Genomic DNA, 26,346 nt, shown 5'->3' on the forward strand with positions numbered 1-26,346 from the left:
TCCTTGACGAGTCGCTTGCCTTGAATGTTTCAGTGACTGGTCACCAACATCCCGACAAGCGCCCACATGAATTACCTGATCGATTGTTAAAGAGCGGCTCCGGGCTCGAATGAAGAAAGCGCGGAGCGTCTCGCTGTTGCCGTCGTGCCCGGCTGCTTCCGATGAAGCGGCGGTCTCGTCGGCGCCCTGCGAGGAAGGCGTATTCTACGTGATCGGCTGTCGGTGTCAACCCTGCGAGGCGTTCCGAAGAAGCGTCCTGGGCGATCATCGTGCCATCAAGATGGCGGCCGATAGAGCCCTTAGCGGGCCTCTGTCACGAGTGGCGGGCATTCTACCGAATGCGGCGAGTTCGTCAAGCGGGAATTTCCAGAACTTCTTCGAAAAACCCAAATGGAAACAAGCACTTCTGCCACTTATCACCGCCTGAAACGTTGCCCGTTGCCGGCAGCGGATGCGTACTTTACGATCTGCGGCCGGAACACGCAACCCCTGTACGTCAGAAAAATATAGCTCAGCATTGCGCCGCACGCCATGTCACTCGCCGGCGTGTTTCCCACGGGCCCAGAGGGCGTGCCCGAGGACGGGGCCCTCCCCGGGAGAGCACCCCCTGATGCGTGGATGGCGGCGGACGGCGACGGGACGCGCAGGAACTCAGATCACGAAGAGATCGACGAAACGGTTGACCGGGGTACGCTCCAGGCGCACCTGCTCCCCGCACAGCGCGACGATCTGCTCGCAGCGGCCCGCCGGGAAACGAGTCGCCAGGTTGCGCCGGAACTTGTCGACCAGCAGCGGAATCCCCTCGGCCCGACGGCGGCGATGGCCCACCGGGTAGTCGACCTCGACCTTTTCCGTGGCACTGCCGTCCTTGAAGAAGACCTGGATGGCATTGGCGATGGAGCGCTTCTCAGGGTCGTAGTAGTCCCGCGAGTAGGCCTCATCCTCGACCACCTCCATCTTGCCGCGCAACGCATCGATGCGCGGGTTCGCCTCGTGGAACTCGTCCTCGTAGTGCTCGGCGGTCAGGCTGCCGAAGATCAGCGGCACGGCGGTCATGTACTGCAGGCAATGATCACGGTCGGCGGGATTGGCCAGGCTGCCCGACTTGGAGATGATGCGTATCGCCGAGTCGTGGGTCGTCAACACGATGCGGTCGATCTCCTCCAGCCGGCCCCTGACCTCGGGGTGCAGGGTGACGGCGGCCTCGCAGGCCGTCTGGGCGTGGAACTCGGCGGGAAAGGAGATCTTGAAGAGGATGTTCTCCATCACGTAGCTGCCGAGTTCGCGCTGGAAGGTGAACTTGCGCTGTGCTTCCGGCTTGAGGGCCAGATCCCGGTTGGTATGACTGAAGAGGATGTCGTAGAACCCCCACTGCGGAGCGGAGAGCACCCCGGGGATGCCCATCTCGCCGCGCATGGCGATATCGGCGAGACGCACCGCGCGTGACGTGGCATCCCCGGCGGCCCAGCTCTTGCGCGAGCCGGCATTGGGAGCATGACGGTAGGTGCGCAGGCTCTGGCCGTCGACCCAGGCATGGGAGAGCGCCGAGAGCAGCTGCTCACGATCGGCGCCCATCAGCTTGGCCACCACCGCGGTGGACGCCACCTTGACCAGCACCACGTGATCGAGACCGACGCGGTTGAAGGAGTTGTCCAGCGCCAGGACGCCCTGAATCTCGTGGGCCATGATCATGGCCTCCAGCACCTCGCGCATGGTCAGCGGCGACTCGCCCTGGGCCAGACGCTTCTGGGAGAGGTGGTCGGCAATGGCCAGGATTCCCCCCAGGTTGTCGGAGGGGTGACCCCACTCGGCGGCGAGCCAGGTATCATTGTAGTCGAGCCAGCGGATGATGGCCCCGATATCCCAGGCCGCCTTGACGGGATCCAGCCGAAACGAGGTCCCTGGCACGCGGGCGCCATGGGGCACCACGGTGCCCTCGACCAGCGGCCCAAGGTGCTTGGTGCACTCCGGGAAGCGCAGCGCCAGCAGGCCGCACCCCAGGGTGTCCATCAGGCAATGGCGGGCGGTATCCAGCGCCTCGCTGCTCTCGATCGTGAAGCCAAGGACATAGTCGGCGATCTTCTGCAGCTCGACGTCGTAGTCCGGCCGCACATTGGCTTCCACAGTGCTCATGTTCTTCTCCTGTCGTGTCATCGCAAGCTACCCTCCACTATAGGAGACGCCCCGGGTCCTGCGACCCGGGGCGTCTTTTCCCTCGACAGAACGATGCACAGCGAAGGCGTTAGACGCTATCGCCCGGCACCCGGACCCAGCCCTCCATCAGCACCCGGGCGCTGCGGCTCATCACCGCCTGGTCGATCACCCAGCGCCCCTCCACCAGGCTCGCCTCGGCGCCGACCCGCAGGCTGCCCGAGGGATGGCCGAAGGTGACGGCGTTGCGCTTGCCGCCGCCGGCGGCCAGGTTGACCAGGGTGCCCTCGATGGCGGCTGCCGAGGCAATGGCCACCGCCGCGGTGCCCATCATGGCGTGGTGTAGCTTGCCCATGGAGAGCGCCCGCACCAGCAGGTCGATCTCCTGAGCTTTGACCTGCTTGCCGCTGGAGGCGAGGTAGTCGGCCGGCGGCGCGACGAAGGCCACCTTGGGGGTATGCTGGCGAGCCGCGGCCTCGCTGACGTCGGCGATCAGCCCCATCTTCACCGCCCCGTGGGCGCGGATGGTCTCGAACCTCTCCAGCGCCTTGGCGTCGCCGTTGATCGCCTCCTGCAATTCGCTCCCGGTATAGCCGAGTTCGGCGGCATTCAGGAAGACGGTCGGGATACCCGCGTTGATCATGGTCGCCTTGAGGGTGCCCACGCCCGGCACCTCCAGGTCATCCACCAGGTTGCCGGTGGGGAAGATGGCACCCTCGCCGTCCGCCGGGTCCTTGAAGGCCACCGGCACCTCGGCGGCCGGAAAGGTCACCCCGTCCAGCTCGAAGTCGCCGGTCTCCTGCACCTGGCCATCGGTGATGGGCACCCGCGAGACGATGGTCTTGCCGATATTGGCCTGCCAGATGCGCACCTCGGCCTCGCCGTTCGCCGGAATGCGCGCCGGGTCCACCAGGCCATTACTGATCGCGAAGGGCCCCACCGCTGCGGAGAGGTTGCCGCAGTTGCCGCTCCAGTCGACGAAGGGCTTGTCAATGGAGACCTGGCCGAACAGGTAGTCCACATCGTGGTCGGGACTCTCGCTCCGGCTCAGGATCACCGTCTTGCTGGTACTCGATGTCGCCCCCCCCATGCCATCTATCTGCTTCTGATAGGGGTCGGGGCTGCCGATCACCCGCATCAGCAGGCGATCACGAGCCTCGCCGGGTACCTGGGCGGCGGCCGGCAGATCCGTAAGCTTGAAGAAGACGCCCTTGCTGGTGCCGCCACGCATATAGGTGGCGGGAATCCTGATTTGTGAACGATGCGTCTGAGGAACCTGGCTCATGCTCCCGCCACCTCCTCACTCTCTACACCTTCCAGGAAGTCCTGGGCGAAGCGCTGCAACACGCCGCCGGCCGTGTAGATGGAGACCTCCTCGGCGGTATCCAGGCGACAAGTGACCGGCACGCGGTCGACCTCGCCGGTCTTGCGGTGGATCACCAGCTCGAGGGTCGCGCCCGGCGACGCAGCGCCCTCCACGTCGTAGGTCTCGGTGCCGTCCAGCTGCAGGGTGTGGCGGGTGGTGCCCTCCTTGAACTGCAGCGGCATCACACCCATACCGATCAGGTTGGTGCGGTGGATACGCTCGAAGCCCTCGGCGACGATCGCCTCGACCCCGGCCAGCGCCACGCCCTTGGCCGCCCAGTCACGGGAGGAGCCCTGGCCGTAGTCGGCGCCGGCGATGACGATCAAGGGCTGGCCGCGCTCCATATAGGTCTCGATGGCCTCCCACATGCGGGTCACCTCGCCTTCCGGCTCGATGCGCGCCAGCGAGCCCTGCCTGACCTCACCGCTCTCGTCACGGACCATCTCGTTGAAGAGCTTGGGGTTGGCGAGAGTAGCCCGCAGAGCAGTGAGATGGTCGCCGCGATGGGTGGCGTAGGAGTTGAAGTCCTCCTCCGGCAGGCCCATCTTGTGCAGGTACTCGCCCGCCGCGCTGTCCAACATGATGGCGTTGGACGGGGACAGATGGTCGGTGGTGATGTTGTCCGGCAAGATCGCTAGCGGCCGCATGCCCTTCAGCGCACGCACGGCCGCCATGTTGCCTTCCCAGTACGGCGGGCGGCGAATGTAGGTGCTCTGCGGACGCCAGTCATAGAGCGGGCTCTCGGCCTTCTCGAAGGCGTCCAGGTCGAACATGGGAATGTAGACCTGCTTGAACTGCTCGGGCCTGACGTGCTCGGCAACGATGGCATCGATCGCCTCGTCGGAGGGCCACAGGTCCTTGAGCGTCACCGGGTTGCCGTTGTGATCGGTGCCCAGCACGTCCTTCTCGATGTCGAAGCGCACGGTACCGGCGATGGCATAGGCGACCACCAGCGGCGGCGAGGCCAGGAAAGCCTGTTTGGCGTGGGGGTGGATGCGGCCGTCGAAGTTGCGGTTGCCGGAGAGCACCGCGGTGGAATAGAGGTCGCGGTCGATGATCTCCTGCTGAATCTCGGGATCCAGGGCGCCGGACATGCCATTACAGGTGGTGCAGGCGTAGGCAACGATGCCGAAGCCAAGCTTTTCCAGCTCGGCGAGCAGGCCAGCCTCTTCCAGATAGAGACGCGCGACTTTCGATCCCGGCGCGAAGGAGGACTTCACCCAGGGCTTGCGCGTCAGGCCCAGTTCGTTGGCCTTCTTGGCCAGCAGGGCGGCGCCTACCACGTTGCGCGGGTTGGAGGTGTTGGTGCAGCTGGTGATGGCGGCGATGATCACCGCGCCATCGGGCATCTTGCCTTCCTGCTCCTCCGCCTGGACCTTGGCGTTGTCCTTATATGAGGGTACGGCGATGCCGCGCTCGGCAAGGGCGCTGGTAGGCAGGCGACGGTGCGGGCTGGAGGGGCCCGCCAGGTTACGCTCCACGCTGGAAAGGTCGAAGGTCAGCACCCGCTCGTACTGGGCCTGTGTCAGGCTGTCGGCCCACAGGCCGGTCTGCCTGGCGTAGGTCTCGACCAGCTCCACCTGCTCCGGCTCGCGGCCGGTCAGCGTCAGGTAGTCGATGGTCTGCTCGTCGATATAGAACATCGCCGCCGAGGCGCCATACTCCGGGGTCATGTTGGAGATGGTGGCGCGGTCGCCAATGGTCAGGCTCTTGGCCCCCTCGCCGAAGAACTCCAGATACGCCCCCACCACGCGCTCGCGGCGCAGGAACTCGGTGATCGCCAATACGATATCGGTGGCGGTGATGCCGGGCTTGGGCTTGCCGGTCAGCTCCACGCCGACGATATCGGGCAGGCGCATCATGGAGGGGCGCCCCAGCATCACGGTCTCGGCCTCGAGGCCGCCGACTCCGATGGCGATCACGCCCAGGCAGTCGATATGCGGGGTATGGCTGTCGGTACCTACGCAGGTGTCGGGGAAGGCCACGCCGTCGCGCGCCTGCACCACCGGCGACATCTTCTCCAGGTTGATCTGGTGCATGATGCCGTTGCCGGCGGGGATGACATCGACGTTCTCGAAGGCGGTCTTGGTCCACTCGATGAAGTGGAAGCGATCCTCGTTGCGGCGATCCTCGATGGCGCGGTTCTTGTCGAAGGCGTCCGCCTCGAAGCCGGCATGCTCCACGGCCAGGGAGTGGTCGACGATCAGCTGTGTCGGCACCACCGGGTTAACCTTGGCGGGGTCGCCGCCCTGCTCGGCGATGGCGTCGCGCAGGCCAGCCAAGTCGACGAGTGCCGTCTGGCCGAGGATGTCATGGCACACGACCCGCGCCGGATACCAGGGAAAGTCCAGATCACGGCGGCGCTCGATCAGCTGCTTGAGCGCGTCGGTGAGCAGCTCGGGCTCACAGCGGCGCACCAGCTGCTCGGCCAGCACCCGCGAGGTATAGGGAAGGGTGTCGTAGGCACCAGGCCGAATCTCCTCGACGGCGGCACGCACGTCGAAGTAGTCCAGCTCGGTGCCTGGGAGCGGTTTACGGTAGTCGGTATTCATGGCTCAGTCACGCTGCTCGATAGGCACCCACTCGCTCTTCTCCGGACCGATGTAGTCGGCGCTCGGGCGGATGATGCGGTTGTTGGCACGCTGCTCGAAGACATGCGCACACCAGCCGGTAACCCGCGAACAGACGAAGATCGGGGTGAACAGCTTGGTGGGAATATCCATGAAGTAATAGGCGCTGGCGTGGAAGAAGTCGGCGTTACAGAACAGCTTCTTCTCGCGCCACATCACTTCTTCGACGCGCTCGGAGACCGGGTAGAGCACGCTGTCGCCCACGTCCTCGGCGAGCTGCTTCGACCAGTGCTTGATGATGGCGTTGCGCGGGTCGGACTCGCGGTAGATCGCATGGCCGAAGCCCATGATCTTGTCCTTGCGCTCGAGCATGCCCATGATCTCGCGCTCGGCCTCCTCCGGCGACTGCCAGTCCTCGATCATCGCCATGGCCGCCTCGTTGGCGCCGCCATGCAGGGGACCGCGCAGCGAGCCGATGGCGCCGGTCACGCAGGAGTGCATGTCGGACAGGGTCGAGGCACAGACGCGAGCCGTGAAGGTCGAGGCGTTGAACTCGTGCTCGGCGTAGAGGATCAGCGAGACGTTCATCACCCGGGCATGCAGCTCGGAGGCCGGCTCGTCGCGCAGCAGATGCAGGAAGTGCCCACCGACCGACTCGTCATCGGTCTCGGTCTCGATGCGCACGCCATCGTGGCTGAAGCGATACCAGTAGCAGATGATCGACGGCAGCACGGCCAGCAGGCGGTCGGAGACGTCCTGCTGCTCATCGAAGCTCTGCTCGGTCTCGAGGTTACCCAGCATGGAGGCGCCGGTGCGCATCACGTCCATGGGGTGCGCGTCCTTGGGAATCTGCTCGAGCACGGTCTTGAGCGCGTCGGGCAGGCCACGCAGGCCCTTGAGCCTGGCGACGTAGGCATCGAGCTCGGCCTGGTTGGGCAACTTGCCCTTGAGCAGCAGGTAGGCCACCTCCTCGAAGCGCGCCTTCTCGGCCAACTCCTTGACGTCGAAGCCGCGATAGGTCAGGCCCGAGCCGGTCTTGCCGACGGTGCACAGAGCGGTAGTACCGGCACTCTGACCGCGCAGGCCGCTGCTGCTGACGGGTTTGTCTGCCATGTGGTATCTCCTTGTGAATCGATTCTTGTCGGGTTGACGGCCGGGCCGCGTTAGGCCTCGCCGCCCTTCTCCGCGAACTTACTCTCTGCAAACAAGGTGTCGAGCTTGCGCTCGAAGTCGTGATAGTTGAGGAAGTCGTAGAGCTCGTCGCGGGTCTGCATGAGGTCGACCACGTCTTTCTGGTGCCCCTGGTCGTGGATGCTCTGGTAGACCTTGAGGGCAGCGGCATTCATGGCGCGGAAGGCGGACAGCGGGTAGAGAACCATGCGGCATCCGACCTCACCCAGCTCCTGCTGGGTGAACAACGGCGTGGCGCCGAACTCGGTGATGTTGGCCAGGATCGGGGCGTCGACCCGCGCGCAGAAGGCGCGATAGTCATCGAGGGTGTGCACGGCCTCGGCGAAGATGGCATCGGCCCCGGCCTCGATGCAGGCGTTGGCCCGCTCGATGGCGGCATCCAGGCCATCCTTCTGGAAGGCGTCGGTACGCGCGATCAAATAGAATTCCGGGTCGAGGCGCGCATCCGCGGCGGCCTTGACGCGGTCGGCCATCTCCTCCTGGGAGACGATCGCCTTGTTGGGACGATGGCCACAACGCTTCTGGGCCACCTGATCTTCCAGGTGGACGGCGGCCACGCCGGCGCGCTGCATCTCCTTGACGGTGCGGGCGATGTTGAAGGCGCCGCCCCAGCCGGTGTCGATGTCCACCAACAGCGGCAGGTCGGTGGCACCGCAGATGCGGTGGGCATCCTCGACCACGTCGTTCATGGTGGTCATGCCGAGGTCCGGCAGGCCGAAAGAGGCGTTGGCCACGCCGCCGCCGGAGAGGTAGATGGCCTGGTGGCCCACCCGTTCGGCCATCATGGCGGTGTAGGCATTGATGGTGCCGACGATGGGCAGCGGGCGGTGGGCCTCGAGAGCGGCGCGGAAGCGAGCGCCGGGGGTCGGTTGCATCATGGAAGGTCTCCGTATGTTGTTTGAGCGCCTCAGGCGGGCGTCTCGCTGTCCTGCAGCTCAAGGGATGCCGCATAGCGCTCGACGACGTTGGACCGGGACGCACTGACGTGGCGGCGCATCAGCAGCTCCGCCAGCTCAGTGTCGCCGGCCTCGATGGCATCGACGATGCGGTGGTGTTCGACGAAGGCGCGCTGGGGGCGCGACCCGCTGGCACTGAACTGGGTACGGTAGAGCCGCACCAGGTAGTAGAGGTCATCGCAGAGCATGCCCATCAGCATCTTGTTGTGGCTGCCCTGGACGATGCGGTAGTGGAAGTCCAGGTCACCCTCGCGTTGGTAGTAGGCCTCGCCGCGGCGCAGGTCGGCCTGGCGCTCGTGCATGGCCAGCACCTCACGCAGCCCGACGATCTCCCCGGCGGTCATGTGCTCGGCGGCAAGGCGTGCCGCCATGCTCTCCAAGGCTTCGCGCACATCGAAGAGCTCGAGCAGCTCCTTCATGGAGAGCTTGACCACCCGCGCCCCGACATGGGGGACCCGTTCGATCAAGCGGTGCGCTTCCAGTCGGCGCATGGCCTCTCTGAGTGGCCCGCGGGAGATCCCGTAGGCCCGGGACAACCCCGGCTCGGTGATCTTGCTGCCCGGTGCCAGCTCGCCCCTGACAATGGCATCCTGCAGCTGCTGAAAGACCCGTTCCGCCAGGGTGCGGACTTCGGGGGGCGTGGCCTGTTCCGGTGCGACTGAGTTCATGGCAATTGTCGACAATAAAATGATGAAGGAACTGTAGACATTGCCTCCCCCGGGGTCAACAGGCCGGCAGGACGGAAGGGGTTAACCTTTGGTTGTAGACAACCCGACGCACGCGCCCATCAATGTCGACAATGATCGTGCGTGGAGATCCGCCGGTAGCGGACAAGCGGGACCTCGACGCCTAGAATGGGGCGCCTGTTCCGGGAAGGCGACGTGATGACACCACCGATCGAGATCACCCCCCTGCCCTACCGCGAGGATCCGCTGGGCTACTTCGCGGCCCTGCGCGACAGGCCCGGTGCCGTGCTGCTCGACAGCGGTCGCCCGACGGCGCCGGGTGGCCGCTATGACATCCTCAGCTGCGATCCCCTCGAACTGCTCGAGGTCGACGCCGCCGGGCGCGTGCGGGGTGACCCGGCGCTGGCGGGACTCTCCCCCTTCGCCGCCCAACAGGCGCTGCTCGACCGGCTGCCCGACGATGTGCCGGACAGCCGGCTGCCGTTTCTCGGCGGGCTGATCGGCTACTGGAGCTACGATCTGGGAAAGCGTCTCGAGCCGGTGACCGGACAGGCCCGGCAGGCGGTCACGCTGCCGGCCAGCCGGGTCGGCCTCTATGACTGGGCACTGATCCAGGACCACGACCGCCGGCAGAGCTGGCTGGTGGGTAGCGCCTCACGCCGCCATCAGGTGCTCGAGTGGCTGGACACACCGGCGCGTCCGACGGCGGGCTTCCGCCTCACCGCGCCCTTCACCGCCGAGCTCAGCCGCGACGACTACCTGGCACGCTTTGCCGCCGTTCAGGACTACATCCGTGCCGGCGACTGCTACCAGATCAATCTGGCCCAGCGCTTCAGTGCCCCTTTCGAGGGTGACCTCTGGGCGGCCTACCGCAGCCTGCGCGACGCCACGCCCACCCCCTTCGCCGGCTACCTGGCGTGGGACGACAAGGCGATCCTCTCGCTCTCGCCGGAACGCTTCCTGCGCTGCCGGGAGGGCCGGGTCGAGACCCGCCCGATCAAGGGCACGCGACCACGCGGCGCGACCCCCGAGGAGGACCGTCGGCTGGCCGGGGAGCTGGGCGCGAGTCTCAAGGATCGGGCCGAGAACGTGATGATCACCGACCTGCTCCGCAATGACCTGGGCCGGGTCTGCCGGCCCGGTAGCGTGCGGGTACCACAGCTTTGCGGCCTGGAGAGCTACGCCAACGTGCACCACCTGGTCAGCGTGATCGTCGGCGAACTGGAGGCCGGCCGGCGGCCCATGGATCTGCTGGCCGCCGCCTTCCCCGGCGGCTCCATCACCGGCGCACCCAAGGTGCGGGCCATGCAGATCATCGACGAGCTGGAACCCAGCCGTCGCAGCGCCTACTGCGGCAGCCTCGGCTATGTGGACGTGCGCGGACAGATGGACACCTCCATCGCCATTCGCAGCGTGGTGGCTGAGGGCGGAGAGCTGCACCTCTGGGGCGGAGGCGGCCTGGTCGCCGACTCGCGGGGCGAGGACGAGTACACCGAGACCCTGGACAAGATCCGCCACCTGATGTGGGCCCTGATGGCGACCAGCCATGATGCTTTATGGAATAAAAAATAAGCGTCTTACTTCATGAAAGAATAGATATCCAATGAATCGATATTGGGGAAGGTCTCGTCGGCTCTGCTAGGGTAGCCCCATACTCAAAGACCACCTGCCCGGGAGCCCCTCATGGAGCCGCAACTCGACGTCATCAACCGGGAGCTCGGCAACGACCCCGAGGCCCTGATCCGCTGGGCGCTGGATCAGGGGCAACGGCCGATCTGCACGACCAACTTCCGCCCCTTCGAGGCCGTGATCCTGCACATGGTCACGCACCAGCAGCCGGATATCCCGATCGTGTGGATGGACAGTGGCTACAATACCGAGGCCACCTATCGCTTCGCCGATGAGCTGATCCAGCGCCTGGACCTCAACCTGGTGAGCTACCTGCCACGGCGCTCGCGCGCCCATCGCGAGGCACTGGAAGGCCCCGCGCCGGGGATCGAGGATCCTCGCCACGCGGTCTTCACCCGGGAGGTGAAGCTCGAACCCTTCGAGCGCGCCCTGCGCGAGATGGCACCGGACGTCTGGTTCACCGCCCTGCGTGCCGAGGACACCCCCGAGCGGGCCCGCATGACACCGGTGAGCCGCAACGAGGACGGCCTGCTGAAGGTCTCGCCCCTGCTGCACTGGACGGCCCGCGACCTCTATCAGTACCTGCAGGCCCATGACCTGCCCAACAACTTCGACTACTTCGACCCCACCAAGGTCGAGGAGAAGCGCGAGTGCGGCCTGCACCTGCAGCATTGACGCCCAGGGGATGACGTCGCGGGCGGACAGCCCGCGACAGGCAAGGACGGAGAAGAGAGCCACCGCTCAGCGCGAGGGCAGCGCGATATCCGTAAAGAGGGGCTCCTCGTGACGCGGACCGGCGGCAAGGGCCGCATCAACCAGGTCCCGTGTCAGATGGCCGGCAAAGCCTTCCAGGAAGTCGTACATGTAGCCGCGCATGAAGGTGCCGCGGCGGATCCCGATCTTGGTGGTGGAACTCGCAAAGAGGTGAGCGGCCTCCACCGCCACCAGGTCGGTGTCGTGCTCGGCATCCACGGCCATGTGGGCGACGATGCCGACCCCCATTCCCAGACGCACGTAGGTCTTGATGACATCGGCATCGGCCGCGGTGAGCACCACGTTGGGCGTCAGCCCCCGGGCACGGAAGGCATCGTCGAGCTGGGAGCGCCCGGTGAAACCGAACACGTAGGTGACCAGCGGGTAGGCCGCCAGCGCATCCAGCGTCAGGGTCTCCATCTCGGCCAGCGGATGCCCCTGGGGCACCAGCACGCAGCGGTTCCAGCGATAGCAGGGCAGCAGCACCAGGTCGTTGAAGAGTTCGAGGGACTCGGTGGCGATGGCGAAGTCGGCCTGGCCATCGCTGACCATCTGGGCGATCTGCTTGGGCGTGCCCTGCTGCATGTGCAGCGCCACGTCGGGATACTTCTGGGTGAAGTCGCGGATCACCGGCGGCAGCGCATAGCGCGCCTGGGTGTGGGTGGTGGCGATCGCCAGGCTGCCGCGACGCTCGTCGCTGTGCTCCTGGGCGACCTCCTTGATGTTCTCGGCGAGCCTCAGCACCTGCCCAGCCAGCTCGATGATCGCCTGCCCCGCAGGAGTCACGCGGGTCAGGTGCTTGCCGCTGCGGGCGAAGATCTCGACACCGAGCTCGTCCTCGAGCAGGCGGACCTGCTTGGAGATGCCCGGCTGGGAAGTAAAGAGACTCTGGGCAGTGGCCGAGACGTTGAGGTTGTGGCGCGACACCTCCCAGATGTAGCGCAGCTGCTGGAGCTTCATGGCCGCCCTCCCTCGCGTATCATGGGGGTTTTAAAATACCCGCAAGACATAAGAAAATTACTCATGATCATTTTATAGCATAGCCTGGCCGGGCGGGTGCAACCGCTTTCCTGCGTTCTGTCACACAGCGGGGATTTGCCAGCACTTCGGTCGGCCGCTAACATCGTCCGGCCGGGCATGCCCTGCATGTCACCCCATCCGCTCGATGCAGCGCAACGAAACTGGAGAATCACATGGCTAACAACGTCGATGTCACCAATGCCAACTTCGAGCAGGAAGTCCTCAAGGCCGGCACGCCGGTCCTGCTGAAGTTCTGGGCCCCCTGGTGTGGTCCCTGCAAGGTGATGGCACCGGTGGTCGACGAGGTCGCCGAGGAGCGCAACGGCAACCTCAAGGTCGTCAGCATCAACGTGGACGATGCCCCTGAGATCGCCGCCGAGCAGGGTGTGCGCGGCGTGCCGACCGTGATGCTGTTCAAGTCCGGCACCAAGGTCGCCTCCCTGGTCGGCGCCCAATCGAAGTCACAGCTGAGCCAGTTCATCGACCAGAACGCCTGATCCCGAGACCCGCAGCCCCATTTGCCCCGGCCATGGCCGGGGCAATGTCGTTTCATGCCCCCTACTCCGCGTCCTCGTCACGCTCCGAGATCGGACGGTCGGCCCGCTTGACCGGCGCCCCGTCCCCCGGCCCCAGCAGATGGGCGATCCAGCGAGTCTCGGGATGGCTGTCCAGGGCGATCTTCAGGGTCATGGTCAGCACCACCGAAAGCAACATCCCCACCGCCCCGAAAATCCAGCCCCACACCACCAGCGACAGGAAGGCCACGAAGGTCGATAGCCCCAGGGCCCGGCCCATCACTCGCGGCTCGAGGATGTTGCCCATCACGAAGTTGACCCCCAGGTAGGCCGCAGCGAGCATCAGGGCGTCAAACACGCCGCCGTCCGGCGAGACCAGCAGCAGCAATACCGGCGGCACCGCCGCGATGGCCGAACCGATGTTGGGAATATAGTTCAGCGCAAAGGCCAGTACCGCCCACAGCAGCGGAAAGTCCACCCCCAGCAGCTTGCAGGCCAGCCAGATCAGCGCCCCTGTCACCAGGCTGACCAGTGTCTTGACGGCCAGGTAGCGCTTCAGGGTGAGGCTGAATTCGCTGAAGCGGCGCAGGCTCGGCGCCGGGTTGGCCAGGGCACGAGAGACCTTCTCGCGAAAATTGAGCGTCTCGAATAGCAGGAACATCACCAGCAGGGCCACCACGACGCTCTGCATCATCAGGTTGCCGACCTCGCCGAGCAGCGTGGGTATCCAGCTGCCGAACTGCTCGGAATCCAGCAGCTCGGCCAGCCGATTGGTGTCGATGGCGAGCCCCAGCCCGGACAGCCCGTCGAGGAGTCCCAGATAGTACTGGTAGAGCTTCTGCTCGATGCCCGGCAGGGCATCGATGAAGGTGCCGAAACTGTTGACCAGCAGCAGGCCGAGCAGCGAGAGGAAGCCACCGATCACCACTAGCGTCAGCCATACGGCCAGCCGCGCGCTCAGCCCGAGGCGTTGCAGCCAGTGCACGGGCGCGGTGCAGACGACCGCGATGAAGAGCGCCAGCAGCAGCGGCACCAGCAGGCTGGAGCCCACCCGCATGCCCGCGATGATCACCACCAGGGCGGCCAGTGCCAGGGTCAGGTTGAGGGGGATGGTACTCTGCTCACTGTCTTGGGGAGGGGGCATACCCAGACTCACGACCGTTGAAGATTCATTCATGATGCCGGGACGAGAGGCAATTGCAAAGGTCGGGAACCATCCCCGACCCGCGGGCTCGAAGCCGTGGTGTTCGCTAAGCGACAAGGAGAGAGCCATGCCGATTGCCCGCCCCTTCCGCCCGCTGCTCGTGCCGGCCCTGGCCGCGCTGATGGTCGCGGCTTCGCCGCCGATGCTGCCCCGCGCCCTCGCCGCGGAGACGCCCAGCCGCCTGGAGGTCCAGGCCGAGGCCGAACTGCAGGTAGTGCCGGATCGCGCCACGTTCAGTGCCCGCCTGTGGGAATATACGCCGGCCATCGCCCAGCGCGAGGCGCCCGTGAACGCCCCGGATGCCCTGCGCGAGGCCCGCGACAGGCTGGAAGCCCGTGCCGCCGGCCTGATTCTCGCTCTGGAAGAGGCGGGAGTGGAGCGCGAGGCGATCCGTGCCGGCTCCCTGAACGTGCAACCCGAGCACCTGCCTGGCGAGCGGCGCGCGCAGGACGAGCGCGAGATGCTGGTGCGCACCCGCCTCGAGCGCCCGATTCACCTCCAGCTCGATGACCTCGAGCGACTGCCCAGGCTACTCGATGCCCTGACCAAGGCCGGCGTGGATGCCCTGGACGGCGTGAGCTATGACCTGGCCGACCGCGACGCCGCCACCGACGAGGCACTGGTCAAGGCGCTGGAGAAGGCCCGCCACAAGGCCACCCTGATGGCCGAGACACTGGGCATCGACCTGGGTGAGGTAATCGCCGTGAGCGAGACCCGCTCACCGATCTTCCAGCCGCGGATGATGGCCATGAGCGCCGACGCCCGGGAGAGCCTGCCACAGGCCGAGTACCGTCCCGGCACCATCACCATCGAGGCAGGCGTCAGCGTCAGCTGGAAAATAAAGCCGTAAGCCGTAAGCTGGAAGCTGGAAGCTGGAAGCTGGAAGCTGGAAGCTGGAAGCTGGAAGCTGGAAGCTGGAAGCTGGAAGCTGGAAGGCAGCATAAGTCCAGCGCCTAAAGGGTCACGGTTTTTCTTCAAGCTTCCAGCCGCGAAGCGGCGCTCTTACAGCTTCAAGCTCCTGGCCCGGCGAAGCCGGGTCAAGCGTTGATGGTGTCGACCCCGCCCATGTAGGGGCGCAGCGCCTCGGGCACGCTGATCGAGCCATCGGCCCTCTGGTGATTCTCCATCACCGCCAGCAGGCAACGCCCCACCGCCAGGCCGGAGCCGTTGAGGGTATGCAGCAGCTGCGGTTTCTTCTGCTCGGGGTGGCGAAAGCGCGCCTGCATGCGCCGCGCCTGGAACGCCTCGCAGTTGGAGACCGAGGAGATCTCGCGGTAGGTGTCCTGGCTGGGCAACCACACCTCCAGGTCATAGGTCTTGGCCGCCCCGAAGCCCATGTCGCCGGTGCACAGGGTCACCACCCGATAGGGCAGTTCCAACGCCTGGAGGATCGCCTCGGCGTGGCCGCGCATCTCCTCCAGCGCCTCGTAGCTGGTGGCCGGGTCGACCAGCTGCACCATCTCAACCTTGTCGAACTGGTGCTGGCGGATCATCCCGCGGGTGTCGCGGCCGTGGGAGCCCGCCTCGCTGCGAAAGCAGGGCGTATGGGCGGTGAGCTTCATCGGCAGCGCCCGGTGGTCGAGGATCTCATCACGCGCGAAGTTGGTCAGCGGCACCTCGGCGGTGGGGATCAGGTGATAACCGCGCTCGTCGTCGAGGCGAAACAGGTCCTCGCCGAACTTGGGCAGCTGGCCGGTGCCGTACAGCGACGCCTCATTGACCATATAAGGGACATAGCACTCCTCATAGCCATGCTCGAGGGTCTGCTTGTCGAGCATGAACTGGGTCAGCGCCCGATGCAGCCGAGCGATGGGGCCGCGCATCACCGCGAAGCGGGCCCCGGTCAGCTTGGCCGCCAGGTCGAAGTCCAGATGGCCCTTGAGCGCCCCCAGGTCGACATGGTCGCGCACCGCGAAGTCGAACTCGCGGGGCGTCCCCCAGCGGTGGAGCTCGACGTTCTCCTCCTCGCTCTCGCCCACCGGCACGCTCTGGTGGGGCAGGTTGGGCAGGCCGCTGACCACCTCGTCCCATTCGGCCTGCACCTCGGCCAGGCGCGCCTTGGCGACGTCCAGGCGCTCGCCCAGGTCGGACATCTCGTCGAGCAGCGGCTGGATGTCCTCGCCCTGGGCCTTGGCCTTGCCGATCGCCTTGGAGCGGGTATTGCGCTCGTTCTGCAGGGACTCGGTCTGGGCCTGCAGCTCGCGCCGCCGGGACTCCAGTGCCTCGAGACGGTCGGTATCGAGGACGAAGCCCCGCTTGGCCAGTCGTTGGGCGACAACGTCGAGGTCGCTGCGCAGCAGTTTGGGGTCGAGCATGGCATCCAGTCCGTTGCAGTCGTGAAGTCGGGAATCGCCAAAGCCGGGATCGCCGGCGATGGCATCGGCAAATAGGGCAACCATTGTAGGCAAAAGGCCTCAGCGGCGCCACGCGCCACCGTGTCGACGCCAGCCCAGTGGTGATCACCCCGGGGCAGGATGCGCGACACCGCCCTCTCGCGGTAAAGTGGCGCCACTCTCTCCTCCCCAGACAAGAGCGCCATGATCGCACGACTGGATACCGCCGACTCGCGCCGCATCGAGGGCCTCGCCGCCCCCTACCTGCGCTTCCTGGACGCCCTCCGCGACGCGGGCTTCACGGGCGAGATCGCCCCGGACTATGCCGCCCGCACGGTGCTGGCCACCGACAACTCCATCTACCAGCGCCTGCCCCAGGCCGTGCTCTACCCCAGGCACGGCGCCGACCTCGAGCGCATCGCCCGGCTGGCTGGCCGTGACGAACACCGCCAGGTGGCCCTCACCCCCCGCGGCGGCGGCACCGGCACCAACGGCCAGTCGCTCACCGACGGCCTGGTAGTGGACGTCTCGCGGCACATGAACGCGATCCTCGACATCGACGTGGAGCAGCGCCGGGTACGAGTGCAGGCCGGCGTGGTCAAGGACCAGCTCAATGCGGCGCTCAAGCCCCACGGGCTCTTCTTCGCGCCGGATCTTTCCACCTCCAACCGCGCCACCATCGGCGGCATGATCGCAACCGACGCCAGCGGCCAGGGCAGCTGCGAGTACGGCAAGACCCGCGACCATGTGCTCGAGCTCGAGACCGTGCTGCTGGGCGGCGAGCGGCTGGTGAGCCGCCCGCTGGAAGACGCCGAGCTCGGGCGCCAGTGCGAGCGCCAGGACATCACCGGGGCGGTCTTGCGCACCGCACGGGAGATCATCGACACCCAGGGCGAGCTGATCGAGGCCACCTTCCCGCCGCTCAACCGCTGCCTGACCGGCTACGACCTGGCGCATCTGAGAAACGCGGAAGGCCGCCTCGACATCAACAGCCTGCTGTGCGGCTCGGAGGGCTCGCTGGGCCTGCTCGACGAGGCGGTGCTCAACGTGCTGCCGATCCCCAAGCACTCGACCCTGGTCAACGTGCGCTACGCCGGCTTCATGGACGCCCTGCGCGATGCCAAGGCGCTGATGGGCTCCTCTCCACAAGGTCAGCCACGGGCGCCACAAGACCAGCCGCAGGCGCTTGACGCTCCATCAGCCCAGCCACGGGCGCAGCCCACCTCCATCGAGACGGTGGACGACACCGTGCTGATGCTGGCCATGGAGGACTTCGTCTGGGACAGCGTGGCGGAATTCTTTCCCTCGGGCGAGACGCCGGTACACGGCATCAACCTGATCGAGTTCAACGACGACGACCCTGCGCGCTTGGCCGAGCGCGTCGAGGCCTTCTGCCGCCACCTGGAGGCCGATGCGAGCGTGCCCCGCCTGGGCTATACGCTGGCCGAGGGGCGCGATGCCATCAAGCGGGTATACGGGATGCGCAAGCGTGCCGTGGGCCTGCTGGGCAACGCCAAGGGCGAGAAGCGCCCCATCCCCTTCGTCGAGGACACCGCCGTCCCGCCGGAGCACCTGGCGGACTACATCGCCGAGTTCCGTGCCGCCCTCGACGCCCGGGGCCTCGCCTACGGGATGTTCGGCCACGTGGATGCCGGCGTATTACACGTGCGCCCGGCCATCGACATGAAGGACCCGGCCCAGGAGCGGCTGATCCGCGAGGTCTCAGACGAGGTGGCCGCACTGACGCAGAAGCACCACGGCCTGCTGTGGGGCGAGCACGGCAAGGGCGTGCGCTCGGAGTACTCCCCCGCCTTCTTCGGCGAGCTCTATCCCAGCCTGCAGCGGGTCAAGGCGGCCTTCGATCCCCACAACCAGCTCAATCCCGGCAAGATCGCCTCGCCACTTTCCTTGTCCACCCCACCCGAACCCGTGGGGAGCGCACCCGAAGCCGAGGGAAAGACTCTCCCGTCCGAGGCCGCGGGGTCTGCCACTACAACAGGCCCCTCTGTTCAGGAGGAAGCCGTCAAGTGGGTGGACCCCAACCTGCTGACCATCGACGGCGTGCCCACTCGCGGCCAGTTCGACCGCCAGATCGACGAGCGGGTCTGGCAGGCCCACGCGGCCACCGTCTACTGCAACGGCAACGGCGCCTGCTACAACTACGACCCCAATGACGCCATGTGCCCCTCCTGGAAGGCCACCCGCGACCGCATCCACTCTCCCAAGGGGCGCGCCAGCCTGATCCGCGAGTGGCTGCGGCTGCAGGGTGAGGCCGGCATCGACCTGGTCGAAGAGTCGAGGAAGAAGAAGGCCGAGGGGGCCTGGGGCTTCGTCAAGGACTTCCCGCTGCGGCTCAGGAATACCCTGGCCAGGCGGCGCGGCGAGAAGGACTTCTCCCACGAAGTGTACGACGCCATGGCGGGGTGTCTGGCGTGCAAGTCCTGCGCCGGCCAGTGCCCGGTGAAGGTCAATGTCCCGGACTCCCGCTCGCGCTTCCTGGAGGTCTACCACGGCCGCTACCTGCGCCCGCCGCGCGACTACCTGGTGGGCGGCATGGAGTTCCTGGTGCCGACGCTTGCCCGGGTGGCGCCGCTCTACAACGCCGCCCTGGGCAACCGCCTGGTCGACCGGCTGCTGGCCGGCCCGCTCGGCCTGGTGGACAGCCCGCGGCTCTCCCGCGCCAGCCTGAAGAAGCAGCTGGCCGCCTGGGGCGTGGCACAGGCCACGCCGATGTCGCTCGGCCTGCTCACCGAGGCGCAGAAAGCGCGCAGCGTGGTGCTCGTCCAGGACGCCTTCACCAGCCACTTCGAGGCCAGGCTGGTGATGGACATCGTCGAGCTGCTCTCGCGCCTGGACATGCGGGTCTTCGTCGCGCCCTACTCGCCCAACGGCAAGCCGCTCGATGTCCAGGGCTTCCTGGGGGCCTTCGCGCGCACCGCCGAGAAGCAGGCCAGACGCCTCAGGACCCTGGCGGAGTTCGGCGTGCCGCTGGTGGGCATCGACCCGGCCATGACCCTGACCTATCGCCAGGAGTACGTGAAGGCGCTGGGGCCGGACGCCGTGCCCGAGGTGCTGATGCTGCAGGAGTGGCTGGTGACGCGGGCGGCCCGGTTGGCTCCCGCGGGGCTCGACGTCGAGGATCCCGGCTACCGGCTGCTCTCCCACTGCACCGAGACGACCAACGCCCCGGGCAGCCCCAAGGCGTGGCAGCAGCTGTTCGCCGCCTTCGGCCTGGAGCTGGAGCTCGTCGCCACCGGCTGCTGCGGCATGTCGGGCACCTACGGCCACGAGGCGCGCAACCGTGAGACCTCCCGGACCATCTACGCCCAGTCGTGGCAGCCGGTGGTGGAGGAGAACAGCAACGCCGGCCGCCTGCTGGCCACCGGCTACTCCTGCCGCAGCCAGGTGGCGCGGTTCTCGGACCAGGGCCTGTCCCATCCGCTGCAGGCCCTGCTGGCGGTGCTCAAGCAGAGCCGCTAGCGCCGCCCCCTCGCCAGGAAGCTCGCCATGGAAAGCCCCGCCGTCCTGCTCACCGGCATCGGTCTCCTCTCCCTCGCCTGCCAGTGGCTCGCCTGGCGGCTCAAGGATAAGCGCAAGGCGGGCCTGCTCAACCAGCGCCCACAGATGGAGCCACAACCCACCGCTGACCAGGAGGAAGCAGCCGAGGCCGAGAACTGATCGGACTGGCCATCCATCGGTAACGACCGGACATCTTAGATCGGTAGAACGCGGACATTTCTATTCGGGGTTGACACGCGGCTCGACCTCGATAGCTGGCCCTGCTGGGCTGGCCGGCCTGGGCCTACCTGGGGGTACTGATGCTGGTGGCGCGACCGCTGACCGTGTGGCTCTGCACCGCGGGCAGCGGGCTCGACTGGCGGGAGAAGGCACTGCTGGCCTGGATCTCGCCGCGGGGCATCGTGGCGGCGGCGGTGGCCTCGCTGTTCGCCTTCAAGCTCGAGGCCCAAGGGCTCGAGGGGGCCGAGATGCTGGTGCCGGTGACCTTCATGGTGATCATCGCCACGGTAGTGATCCAGAGCCTGCTCTCCCGCCCCATCGCCGACGCGCTCGGCGTCACCACCCCGCCGCCCAGGGGGTTCCTGATCCTCGGCGCCAACCCGGTCGCACGCACCGTGGGCCAGGCCCTTCAGGAGGCGGGCTTCGCCGTGCGCCTCTGCGACCATGATCGTAGATGCCCTGGAGGAGGCGCGCATGGCCGGCCTGCCGACCTATTTCGGCAACCCGACCTCGGCACATGCCCAGGAGCACCTGGAGATAACCGGCCTGGGGCACTTCCTGCCCCTCTCCCCCTATCGCGAACAGAACGACCTGACCGCCCTGCACTTCGAGGGGAGACTGGGTCATGGCAAGGTCTTCCAGCTGGAGATCGACGGGGAGCGCGACGCCGAGAGGGAGCGGCCCCGGCAACTGGCCGAGCTGCCCCGCCTGTTCGGCGAGCAGGTGACCTGGCACAAGCTGGCGAGCCTGGTGGCCCAGGGGGCGGAGGTGAGAACCACGCGATTGAACGAGGCCTTCGACGTCGACGCCGATGTCGCGACCCATGCGCGTCGCCTGCTGCCGCTGTTCTGCATCGATGTCCAGGAGCAGATCCGCGTCGCCAGCGACCAGTCCCCCTCGAACCCCAGCCGGGGGAGCGCCTGATCAGCCTGGTCTACCCGGACTCTCCCGCCTTCTGAGCCACGCCCGATGCCGGAAACCACAACGGGCAACCCGAAGGCTGCCCGCTGCCGCTTGCGCAGGAGGATCAGAAAAACAGCCGCCGCAACGCCTCGCCCGGCTCCGCCTCGCGCATGAAGGCCTCGCCGACCAGGAAGGCGTTGACGTCATGCTCGCGCATGCGCAGCACGTCGTCGCGGGTATGGATGCCGGACTCGGTGACCACGCTGACGCTGGCGGGAATGCGCGGCAGCAGCTCCAGGGTGGTCCCGAGCCGGGTATTGAAGGTGTGCAGGTCGCGGTTGTTGATCCCCACCAGGTCGAGGTCGAGCTTGAGCGCCCGGTCGAGCTCCCGGGCGTCGTGCACCTCCACCAGCACGTCCATGCCCAGTTCCACGGCCTGGCGATGCAGGTCCGCCATCCGGGCATCGTCGAGGGCGGCGACGATCAGCAGGATGCAGTCGGCGCCGAGGGCGCGCGCCTCGCTAACCTGGTAACCGTGGGTGATGAAGTCCTTGCGGATCACCGGCAGGTCGCAGGCCTCGCGCGCCTCGATCAGGTAATCCTCGTGGCCCTGGAAGAAGTCGGCATCGGTGAGCACCGAGAGGCAGGCCGCACCGCCCTCGGCATAGCTCGCGGCGATCTCGCTGGGGCGAAAGTCCTCGCGGATCACCCCCCTGGAGGGCGAGGCCTTCTTGATCTCGGCGATCACCGCCGGATCGCCGGCCTGGATGGCGCGGTCGAGGGCGGCGACGAAGCCCCGCGGCGCGGCTTGCTCGGCGCCCAGGCGCAGCAGTTCCTGCTCGGAGACGACACGGCGGCGTTCGGCGACCTCCTCCTCCTTGCGGGCCAGGATGCGCCCGAGGATGGTGGGCAGGGAACGGGGATCGGTCATGTCGGGCCTCACTGGGTGAACACGCGGGTGAAGTTGGCGAGCTCCCTGAGTTTCTCGAGCGGCAACTTGGAGGCCTGGGCGTCCTGGGCCATGGCCACGCCCTCCGCGAGGCTGTCGGACACGCCCGAGACGTAGAGGGCCGCGCCGGCGTTTAGCGCCACGATGTCCGCCGCCGGCCCCTCGCCCACCAGGGCCTGCTCGACCAGTCGCAGGCTGTCCTCGGCGGTCTTGACCCGTAGCGGATCCAGAGAGTGGCGTTCGATGCCAAAGTCCTCGGGGGTGATGGTGTACTCGCGGATCTCGCCGTCCTTCAGTTCGGCGACCAGGGTCGGCTGCGCCAGCGAGATCTCGTCGAGGCCATCCTCGGCATGCACCACCAGCACGTGCTCGCTGCCCAGGCGCCGGAGCACCTCGGCCATCAGCGGCACCAGCTCGGGGGCATAGACCCCCAGCACCTGGTTGGGGGCGCCAGCGGGATTGGTCAGCGGCCCCAGGATATTGAACAGGGTGCGCACCCCCATCTCGCGACGCGGGCCCACGGCATAGCGCATCGCCGGGTGATGGTTGGGAGCGAACATGAAGCCCACGCCCACCTGCTCGATGCAGCGGCCCACCTGCTCGGCATCCAGGTTCAGGTTGATGCCCGCCACGGCGAAGAGGTCGGCACTGCCCGACGAGGAGGAGACCCCGCGGTTGCCGTGCTTCGCCACGTGCGCCCCGCCCGCGGCGACCACGAAGCTCGCCGCGGTGGAGACGTTGAACAGATTGGCGCCATCGCCGCCGGTGCCGACGATGTCGACCACGTTGTCGGCCTGCAGCCGGACCGGGTTCATCAGTTCGCGCATCACCTGGGCCGCGGCACTGATCTCCTCGGCGGTCTCGCCCTTCATGGCCATGCCCACCAGGAAGGCGGCGATCTGGGGATCGCTGGCCGCGCCGGTCATGATCTGGCGCATCACCTCGTGGGTCTCGGCGAAGTTCAGGTTCTCACGGCGCATCACCGCACCGATGGCCTCTCGCATCTGCATAATCACTATCCTCTAATCAGCCTCGACTCAGGCTCGGCTCAGCGGCGCCTAGACATGACGTTTGAGAAAGTTGGCCAGCAGCTCGTGGCCCTGGCGAGTCAGGATCGACTCGGGATGGAACTGTACGCCCTCGACATCCAGCTCACGGTGGCGCAGCCCCATGATCAGCCCCGGGGTGACATCGTCGTCGTCGCACCAGGCGGTAACCTCGAGGCAGTCGGGCAGGCCCTCGCGTGCCACCACCAGCGAATGGTAGCGCGTCACCTCCAGCGGGTCTTCGAGGCCCCCGAACACGCCCTGGCCGAGGTGGCGGATCCGCGAGGTCTTGCCATGCATCACCTGGGGCGCGCGGACCACCTTGCCGCCATAGACCTGGCCGATGGCCTGGTGCCCCAGGCAGATGCCCAGCACGGGGATACGCCCGGCGAAGCGGTGGATGGCCGCCATGGAGATGCCGGCCTGGTCGGGGGTGCAGGGCCCCGGCGAGATCACCAGGTGGCTCGGGGCCAGGGCCTCGATCTCCTCCAGGGTAATGGCGTCGTTGCGGTGGGTCACCACCTCGGCGCCCAACTCCCCGAGGTACTGGACCACGTTGAAGGTAAAGCTGTCGTAGTTGTCGATCATCAGCACGGACATGGTGCGCTCTCCGGCACTCGCCCGGCCAGCGCCGGGCGACAGGAATCAGGGGTCACTCGAGGTTGTCCAGGCCGCGTTCGGCCATGGCCACGGCGCGGAACAGGGCGCGGCCCTTGTTGAGCGTCTCCTGCCACTCCATCTCGGGCACCGAGTCGGCGACGATGCCCGCGCCGGCCTGCACGTGCAGCTGGCCATCCTTGATCACCGCCGTGCGGATGGCGATGGCGGTGTCCATGTTGCCGTGCCAGGAGAGGTAGCCCACGGCACCGGAGTAGACACCGCGCTTGACCGGCTCCACCTCGTCGATGATCTCCAGCGCGCGGATCTTGGGGGCGCCGGAGACGGTGCCCGCCGGGAAGGTGGCGCGCAGCACGTCCATGGCGGAAAGGCCCGGCTTCAGGCGTCCGACGACGTTGGAGACGATGTGCATGACGTGGGAGTAGCGCTCCACCACCATCTTGTCGGTCACCCTCACCGAGCCGGTCTCGCTGATGCGTCCCACGTCGTTGCGCCCCAGGTCGATCAGCATCAGGTGCTCGGCGAGCTCCTTGGGGTCGGCCAGCAGGTCGGCCTCCAGGGCACGATCCTCCTCCTCGCTGTGGCCGCGCTTGCGGGTGCCGGCAATGGGCCGCACCGTGACCTCGCCGTCCTCCAACCGCGTGAGGATCTCCGGCGAGGAGCCCGCCACCTGATGATCGCCCAGGTTCAGGTAGAACATGTAGGGCGAGGGGTTGAGGCTGCGCAGCGCCCGGTAGAGGTCGAGCGGCGGCGCCTGGTAGGGGATCGACATGCGCTGGGACGGCACGCACTGCATGACGTCGCCGGCCAGCACGTACTCCTTGATTTTCTCCACGGCCGCCTTGAAGCCCTCCTCGGTGAGGCCCGAGGTGAAGTGCCCCTCCTCCACCGCGGCGCGCCCGGTACCGGGGCTGATGGTGTTGAAGGTGGCACTGCGCAGGCGGATCTCCAGGCGTTCCAGCCGGTCCAGGGCGCGGGCGTAGGCCTCAGGCTCGGCGGGGTCGGCATGCGTCCATAGCGCCAGTCGCCCGGAGAGGTTGTCGAACACCACCAGGTCGTTGCAGACCATCAGCAGGATGTCCGGCACACCGATCGGGTCGGGCTTCTCGACACCCCGCAGGCGCGGCTCGATGTAACGGATGGTGTCGTAGCCGAAGTACCCCACCAGGCCCCCGTCGAAGCGCGGCTGCTCATCGAGGCGTGGCACCTTGAAGCGGGCCTGGAACTGCTCGATCCACTCGAGCGGATCCTCCACCTCGGCGGCGCCCTGGAGCTCGCCATCGATGATATGGCTGACGGTGAAGCCCCGGACCTCGAGCCGTTCGCGGCAGGGCAGCCCGATGATCGAGTAGCGACCCCACTTCTCGCCGCCCTGCACGGACTCCAGCAGGAAGGTCCAGGGCTCGTCGGCCAGCTTGAGATAGGTGGAGAGCGGCGTGTCGAGATCGGCCAGCACCTCGCGGGTGACCGGGATGCGGTTGTAGCCGGCGTCGGCCAGCTCGCGGAAGCGTTCGGGAGTCATCATGCCCGGGTCCTCGATATGACGGGTTGGCAATGGTGGGCGCAGAAGCGCCGCGGATCAGGCTCGCGAGGCGAGCGTCACCATCGCCAGCCGCCGCGGGCAGGCGAACGGGGCAGGCGTCGTACGGCGGCCATGGCGCCACCAGCGGTCGAGAGGGTGTCCGGCTTCGTGCGGCTGATCATCAAGGGGTTTCCGCGTCTTATAGCAATAACATATTGATTGGGCCGCGCTTATAGCATTAGCCAAAATCACGTTAAACGAGTTCCGCCAGCGATTCAACCACGCCATCTGGCCCGCTGTCGCGCACTGGCTCGCCGTGATTGTAGCCGTAGGGCACGGCCAGGGTGCGAAACCCCGCGGCGCGTCCGGCCTCGATGTCGTGGCGAGAGTCACCGACCATCAGGCAGGCCGAGGGTGAGATGTCGAAGTGGGCTGCCACATGCAACAGCGGGGCCGGGTCGGGCTTCTTCTGCGCCAGGCTGTCGCCTCCCAGGCACAGGCCGAAGTGCGCCTGCAGGCCGAAGGCCTCGAGGATCGGCGCGATGAAGGCGCTCGGCTTGTTGGTCACCAGTGCCAGCGGAAGACCCCGATCGCGCAGGCCGTCCAGCGCTTCACGAACCCCGGGATAGAGCCGGGTATGAGCGCCTGGGTCGCGACCGTAGTGGTCAAGAAAGTCGGTGTGGGCCTGCTCCAGCAACACTTTATCGATTTCTTCACCGCCTTCACGCGAGGCTTTTCCGGCGACTGATCTACGAGGGGGCGCTGTGAACCCCTCCCTGGGCGCTACCGATGCCCTGCTTCGCTCTCGCGTCCCGCTTCGCTCGCAGGGCCGGTGCTGGCCATCCATGGCCAGCCCGTTCGGAGCAGTGCTCCTCACCCCTGGCATAGGACCCCCTCTGCGATCAGTCCCCGGCACCTCGCTAACCTGTGTTGCGAACCGCAACGCCCGCTCCATCAGCACCAGCGAGCCGTTGCCCACCCAGTCGCGGACCCTGGTCTCGCCGGCAGCGGGCAGGCCCAGATCGGCCAGCGCCGCGTCCACGGCCAAGGCCAGATCAGGCACCGAGTCGATCAGGGTGCCGTCCAGGTCGAAGGTCACCAGGCGGATGTCGTTCAGTATGGGGTGCATGATGCCTCTCGCGATGCAGTCGGGCGGCCATTATGCCGGACAGGCCATGGGCAGGAAATCGGGCAAG

At 66.9% G+C, this 26,346-nt stretch carries 21 protein-coding genes and 1 pseudogene; 8 read left to right on the forward strand and 14 right to left on the reverse strand.

The genetic code is table 11. From position 1 onward, the window contains the following. Positions 1-651: 651 nt before the first annotated feature. From prpD to OP497_RS08585, 6 genes are all read right to left on the reverse strand, one after another. On the reverse strand, positions 652-2,133 hold the full coding sequence (gene prpD / locus OP497_RS08560; RefSeq protein ID WP_280547782.1) for a 2-methylcitrate dehydratase: 1,482 nt from the start codon (positions 2,131-2,133) through the stop codon (positions 652-654). 109 nt (positions 2,134-2,242) lie between these two features. Then, a complete protein-coding gene (gene prpF, locus OP497_RS08565) occupies positions 2,243-3,436 on the reverse strand; it encodes a 2-methylaconitate cis-trans isomerase PrpF (RefSeq protein WP_280547783.1) in 1,194 nt (397 codons plus the stop codon). Beyond that, on the reverse strand, positions 3,433-6,069 hold the full coding sequence (acnD, locus tag OP497_RS08570) for a Fe/S-dependent 2-methylisocitrate dehydratase AcnD (RefSeq protein ID WP_280547784.1): 2,637 nt from the start codon (positions 6,067-6,069) through the stop codon (positions 3,433-3,435). Before acnD ends, prpF begins: the two co-directional genes overlap by 4 nt. Positions 6,070-6,072: 3 nt before the next feature. Further along, positions 6,073-7,200: a 2-methylcitrate synthase gene (gene prpC / locus OP497_RS08575; protein ID WP_280547785.1), complete on the reverse strand. Its 1,128-nt coding sequence runs from the start codon at positions 7,198-7,200 to the stop codon at positions 6,073-6,075. A 50-nt stretch (positions 7,201-7,250) separates the two neighbouring features. Continuing rightward, on the reverse strand, positions 7,251-8,156 hold the full coding sequence (prpB, locus tag OP497_RS08580) for a methylisocitrate lyase (RefSeq protein WP_280547786.1): 906 nt from the start codon (positions 8,154-8,156) through the stop codon (positions 7,251-7,253). Between the two features lie 29 nt (positions 8,157-8,185). Continuing rightward, positions 8,186-8,902, reverse strand: coding sequence for a GntR family transcriptional regulator (locus OP497_RS08585; protein ID WP_280547787.1), 717 nt, complete (start codon positions 8,900-8,902; stop codon positions 8,186-8,188). Positions 8,903-9,118: 216 nt separating this feature from the next. Here OP497_RS08585 and pabB point away from each other — a divergent pair, with 216 nt between their 5' ends. Further along, complete coding sequence (gene pabB / locus OP497_RS08590; RefSeq protein WP_280547788.1) at positions 9,119-10,492, forward strand: aminodeoxychorismate synthase component I; 1,374 nt, start codon at positions 9,119-9,121, stop codon at positions 10,490-10,492. A 111-nt stretch (positions 10,493-10,603) separates the two neighbouring features. Beyond that, positions 10,604-11,224 (forward strand): phosphoadenosine phosphosulfate reductase family protein, encoded by a 621-nt coding sequence (locus OP497_RS08595; protein WP_280547789.1) that lies wholly within the window; start codon positions 10,604-10,606, stop codon positions 11,222-11,224. Positions 11,225-11,290: 66 nt separating this feature from the next. Here the strand turns inward: OP497_RS08595 and cysB are convergent, their stop codons facing one another. Then, entirely contained in the window at positions 11,291-12,262 is a 972-nt protein-coding gene (cysB, locus tag OP497_RS08600; RefSeq protein ID WP_280547790.1) for an HTH-type transcriptional regulator CysB, read from the reverse strand. 233 nt (positions 12,263-12,495) lie between these two features. Here cysB and trxA point away from each other — a divergent pair, with 233 nt between their 5' ends. Next, a complete protein-coding gene (gene trxA / locus OP497_RS08605; protein WP_280547791.1) occupies positions 12,496-12,819 on the forward strand; it encodes a thioredoxin in 324 nt (107 codons plus the stop codon). 61 nt (positions 12,820-12,880) lie between these two features. Here trxA and OP497_RS08610 read toward each other — a convergent pair whose 3' ends face one another. After that, the gene (locus tag OP497_RS08610; protein ID WP_280547792.1) at positions 12,881-13,981 is read right to left on the reverse strand and encodes an AI-2E family transporter; all 1,101 of its coding nucleotides are present in this window, start codon (positions 13,979-13,981) and stop codon (positions 12,881-12,883) included. A 127-nt stretch (positions 13,982-14,108) separates the two neighbouring features. Here OP497_RS08610 and OP497_RS08615 point away from each other — a divergent pair, with 127 nt between their 5' ends. Beyond that, positions 14,109-14,891 (forward strand): SIMPL domain-containing protein, encoded by a 783-nt coding sequence (locus OP497_RS08615; protein WP_280547793.1) that lies wholly within the window; start codon positions 14,109-14,111, stop codon positions 14,889-14,891. 187 nt (positions 14,892-15,078) lie between these two features. On the opposite strand, the gene serS is transcribed toward OP497_RS08615, so the two are convergent. Beyond that, the gene (gene serS / locus OP497_RS08620; protein WP_280547875.1) at positions 15,079-16,356 is read right to left on the reverse strand and encodes a serine--tRNA ligase; all 1,278 of its coding nucleotides are present in this window, start codon (positions 16,354-16,356) and stop codon (positions 15,079-15,081) included. 222 nt (positions 16,357-16,578) lie between these two features. On the opposite strand from serS, the gene OP497_RS08625 reads away from it, so the two are divergent. From OP497_RS08625 to OP497_RS08640, 4 genes and pseudogenes are all read left to right on the forward strand, one after another. After that, positions 16,579-19,854 carry an FAD-binding and (Fe-S)-binding domain-containing protein gene (locus OP497_RS08625; protein WP_280547794.1) on the forward strand — a complete coding sequence of 1,092 codons (3,276 nt, stop codon included), beginning with the start codon at positions 16,579-16,581 and terminating at the stop codon, positions 19,852-19,854. Positions 19,855-19,881: 27 nt separating this feature from the next. Beyond that, positions 19,882-20,052, forward strand: a complete 171-nt coding sequence (locus OP497_RS08630) for a hypothetical protein (protein ID WP_280547795.1) — start codon at positions 19,882-19,884, stop codon at positions 20,050-20,052. A 140-nt stretch (positions 20,053-20,192) separates the two neighbouring features. After that, a pseudogene (locus OP497_RS08635) lies at positions 20,193-20,375 on the forward strand (hypothetical protein); the annotation flags it as partial. A 181-nt stretch (positions 20,376-20,556) separates the two neighbouring features. Beyond that, a complete protein-coding gene (locus OP497_RS08640; protein WP_280547796.1) occupies positions 20,557-21,036 on the forward strand; it encodes a hypothetical protein in 480 nt (159 codons plus the stop codon). Positions 21,037-21,139: 103 nt separating this feature from the next. Here the strand turns inward: OP497_RS08640 and trpC are convergent, their stop codons facing one another. The 5 genes from trpC to gph form a co-directional block, all read right to left on the reverse strand. Then, entirely contained in the window at positions 21,140-21,946 is an 807-nt protein-coding gene (gene trpC / locus OP497_RS08645) for an indole-3-glycerol phosphate synthase TrpC (protein WP_280547797.1), read from the reverse strand. 8 nt (positions 21,947-21,954) lie between these two features. Next, entirely contained in the window at positions 21,955-22,974 is a 1,020-nt protein-coding gene (trpD, locus tag OP497_RS08650; RefSeq protein ID WP_280547798.1) for an anthranilate phosphoribosyltransferase, read from the reverse strand. Positions 22,975-23,022: 48 nt separating this feature from the next. Further along, positions 23,023-23,610: an aminodeoxychorismate/anthranilate synthase component II gene (locus tag OP497_RS08655; protein ID WP_280547799.1), complete on the reverse strand. Its 588-nt coding sequence runs from the start codon at positions 23,608-23,610 to the stop codon at positions 23,023-23,025. Positions 23,611-23,662: 52 nt separating this feature from the next. After that, positions 23,663-25,150, reverse strand: coding sequence for an anthranilate synthase component I (trpE, locus tag OP497_RS08660; protein WP_280547876.1), 1,488 nt, complete (start codon positions 25,148-25,150; stop codon positions 23,663-23,665). A 253-nt stretch (positions 25,151-25,403) separates the two neighbouring features. Beyond that, entirely contained in the window at positions 25,404-26,279 is an 876-nt protein-coding gene (gph, locus tag OP497_RS08665) for a phosphoglycolate phosphatase (RefSeq protein ID WP_280547800.1), read from the reverse strand. Positions 26,280-26,346 lie beyond the last annotated feature (67 nt).

The organism is Halomonas sp. 11-S5 (assembly GCF_029889825.1).
GTDB lineage: Bacteria > Pseudomonadota > Gammaproteobacteria > Pseudomonadales > Halomonadaceae > Halomonas.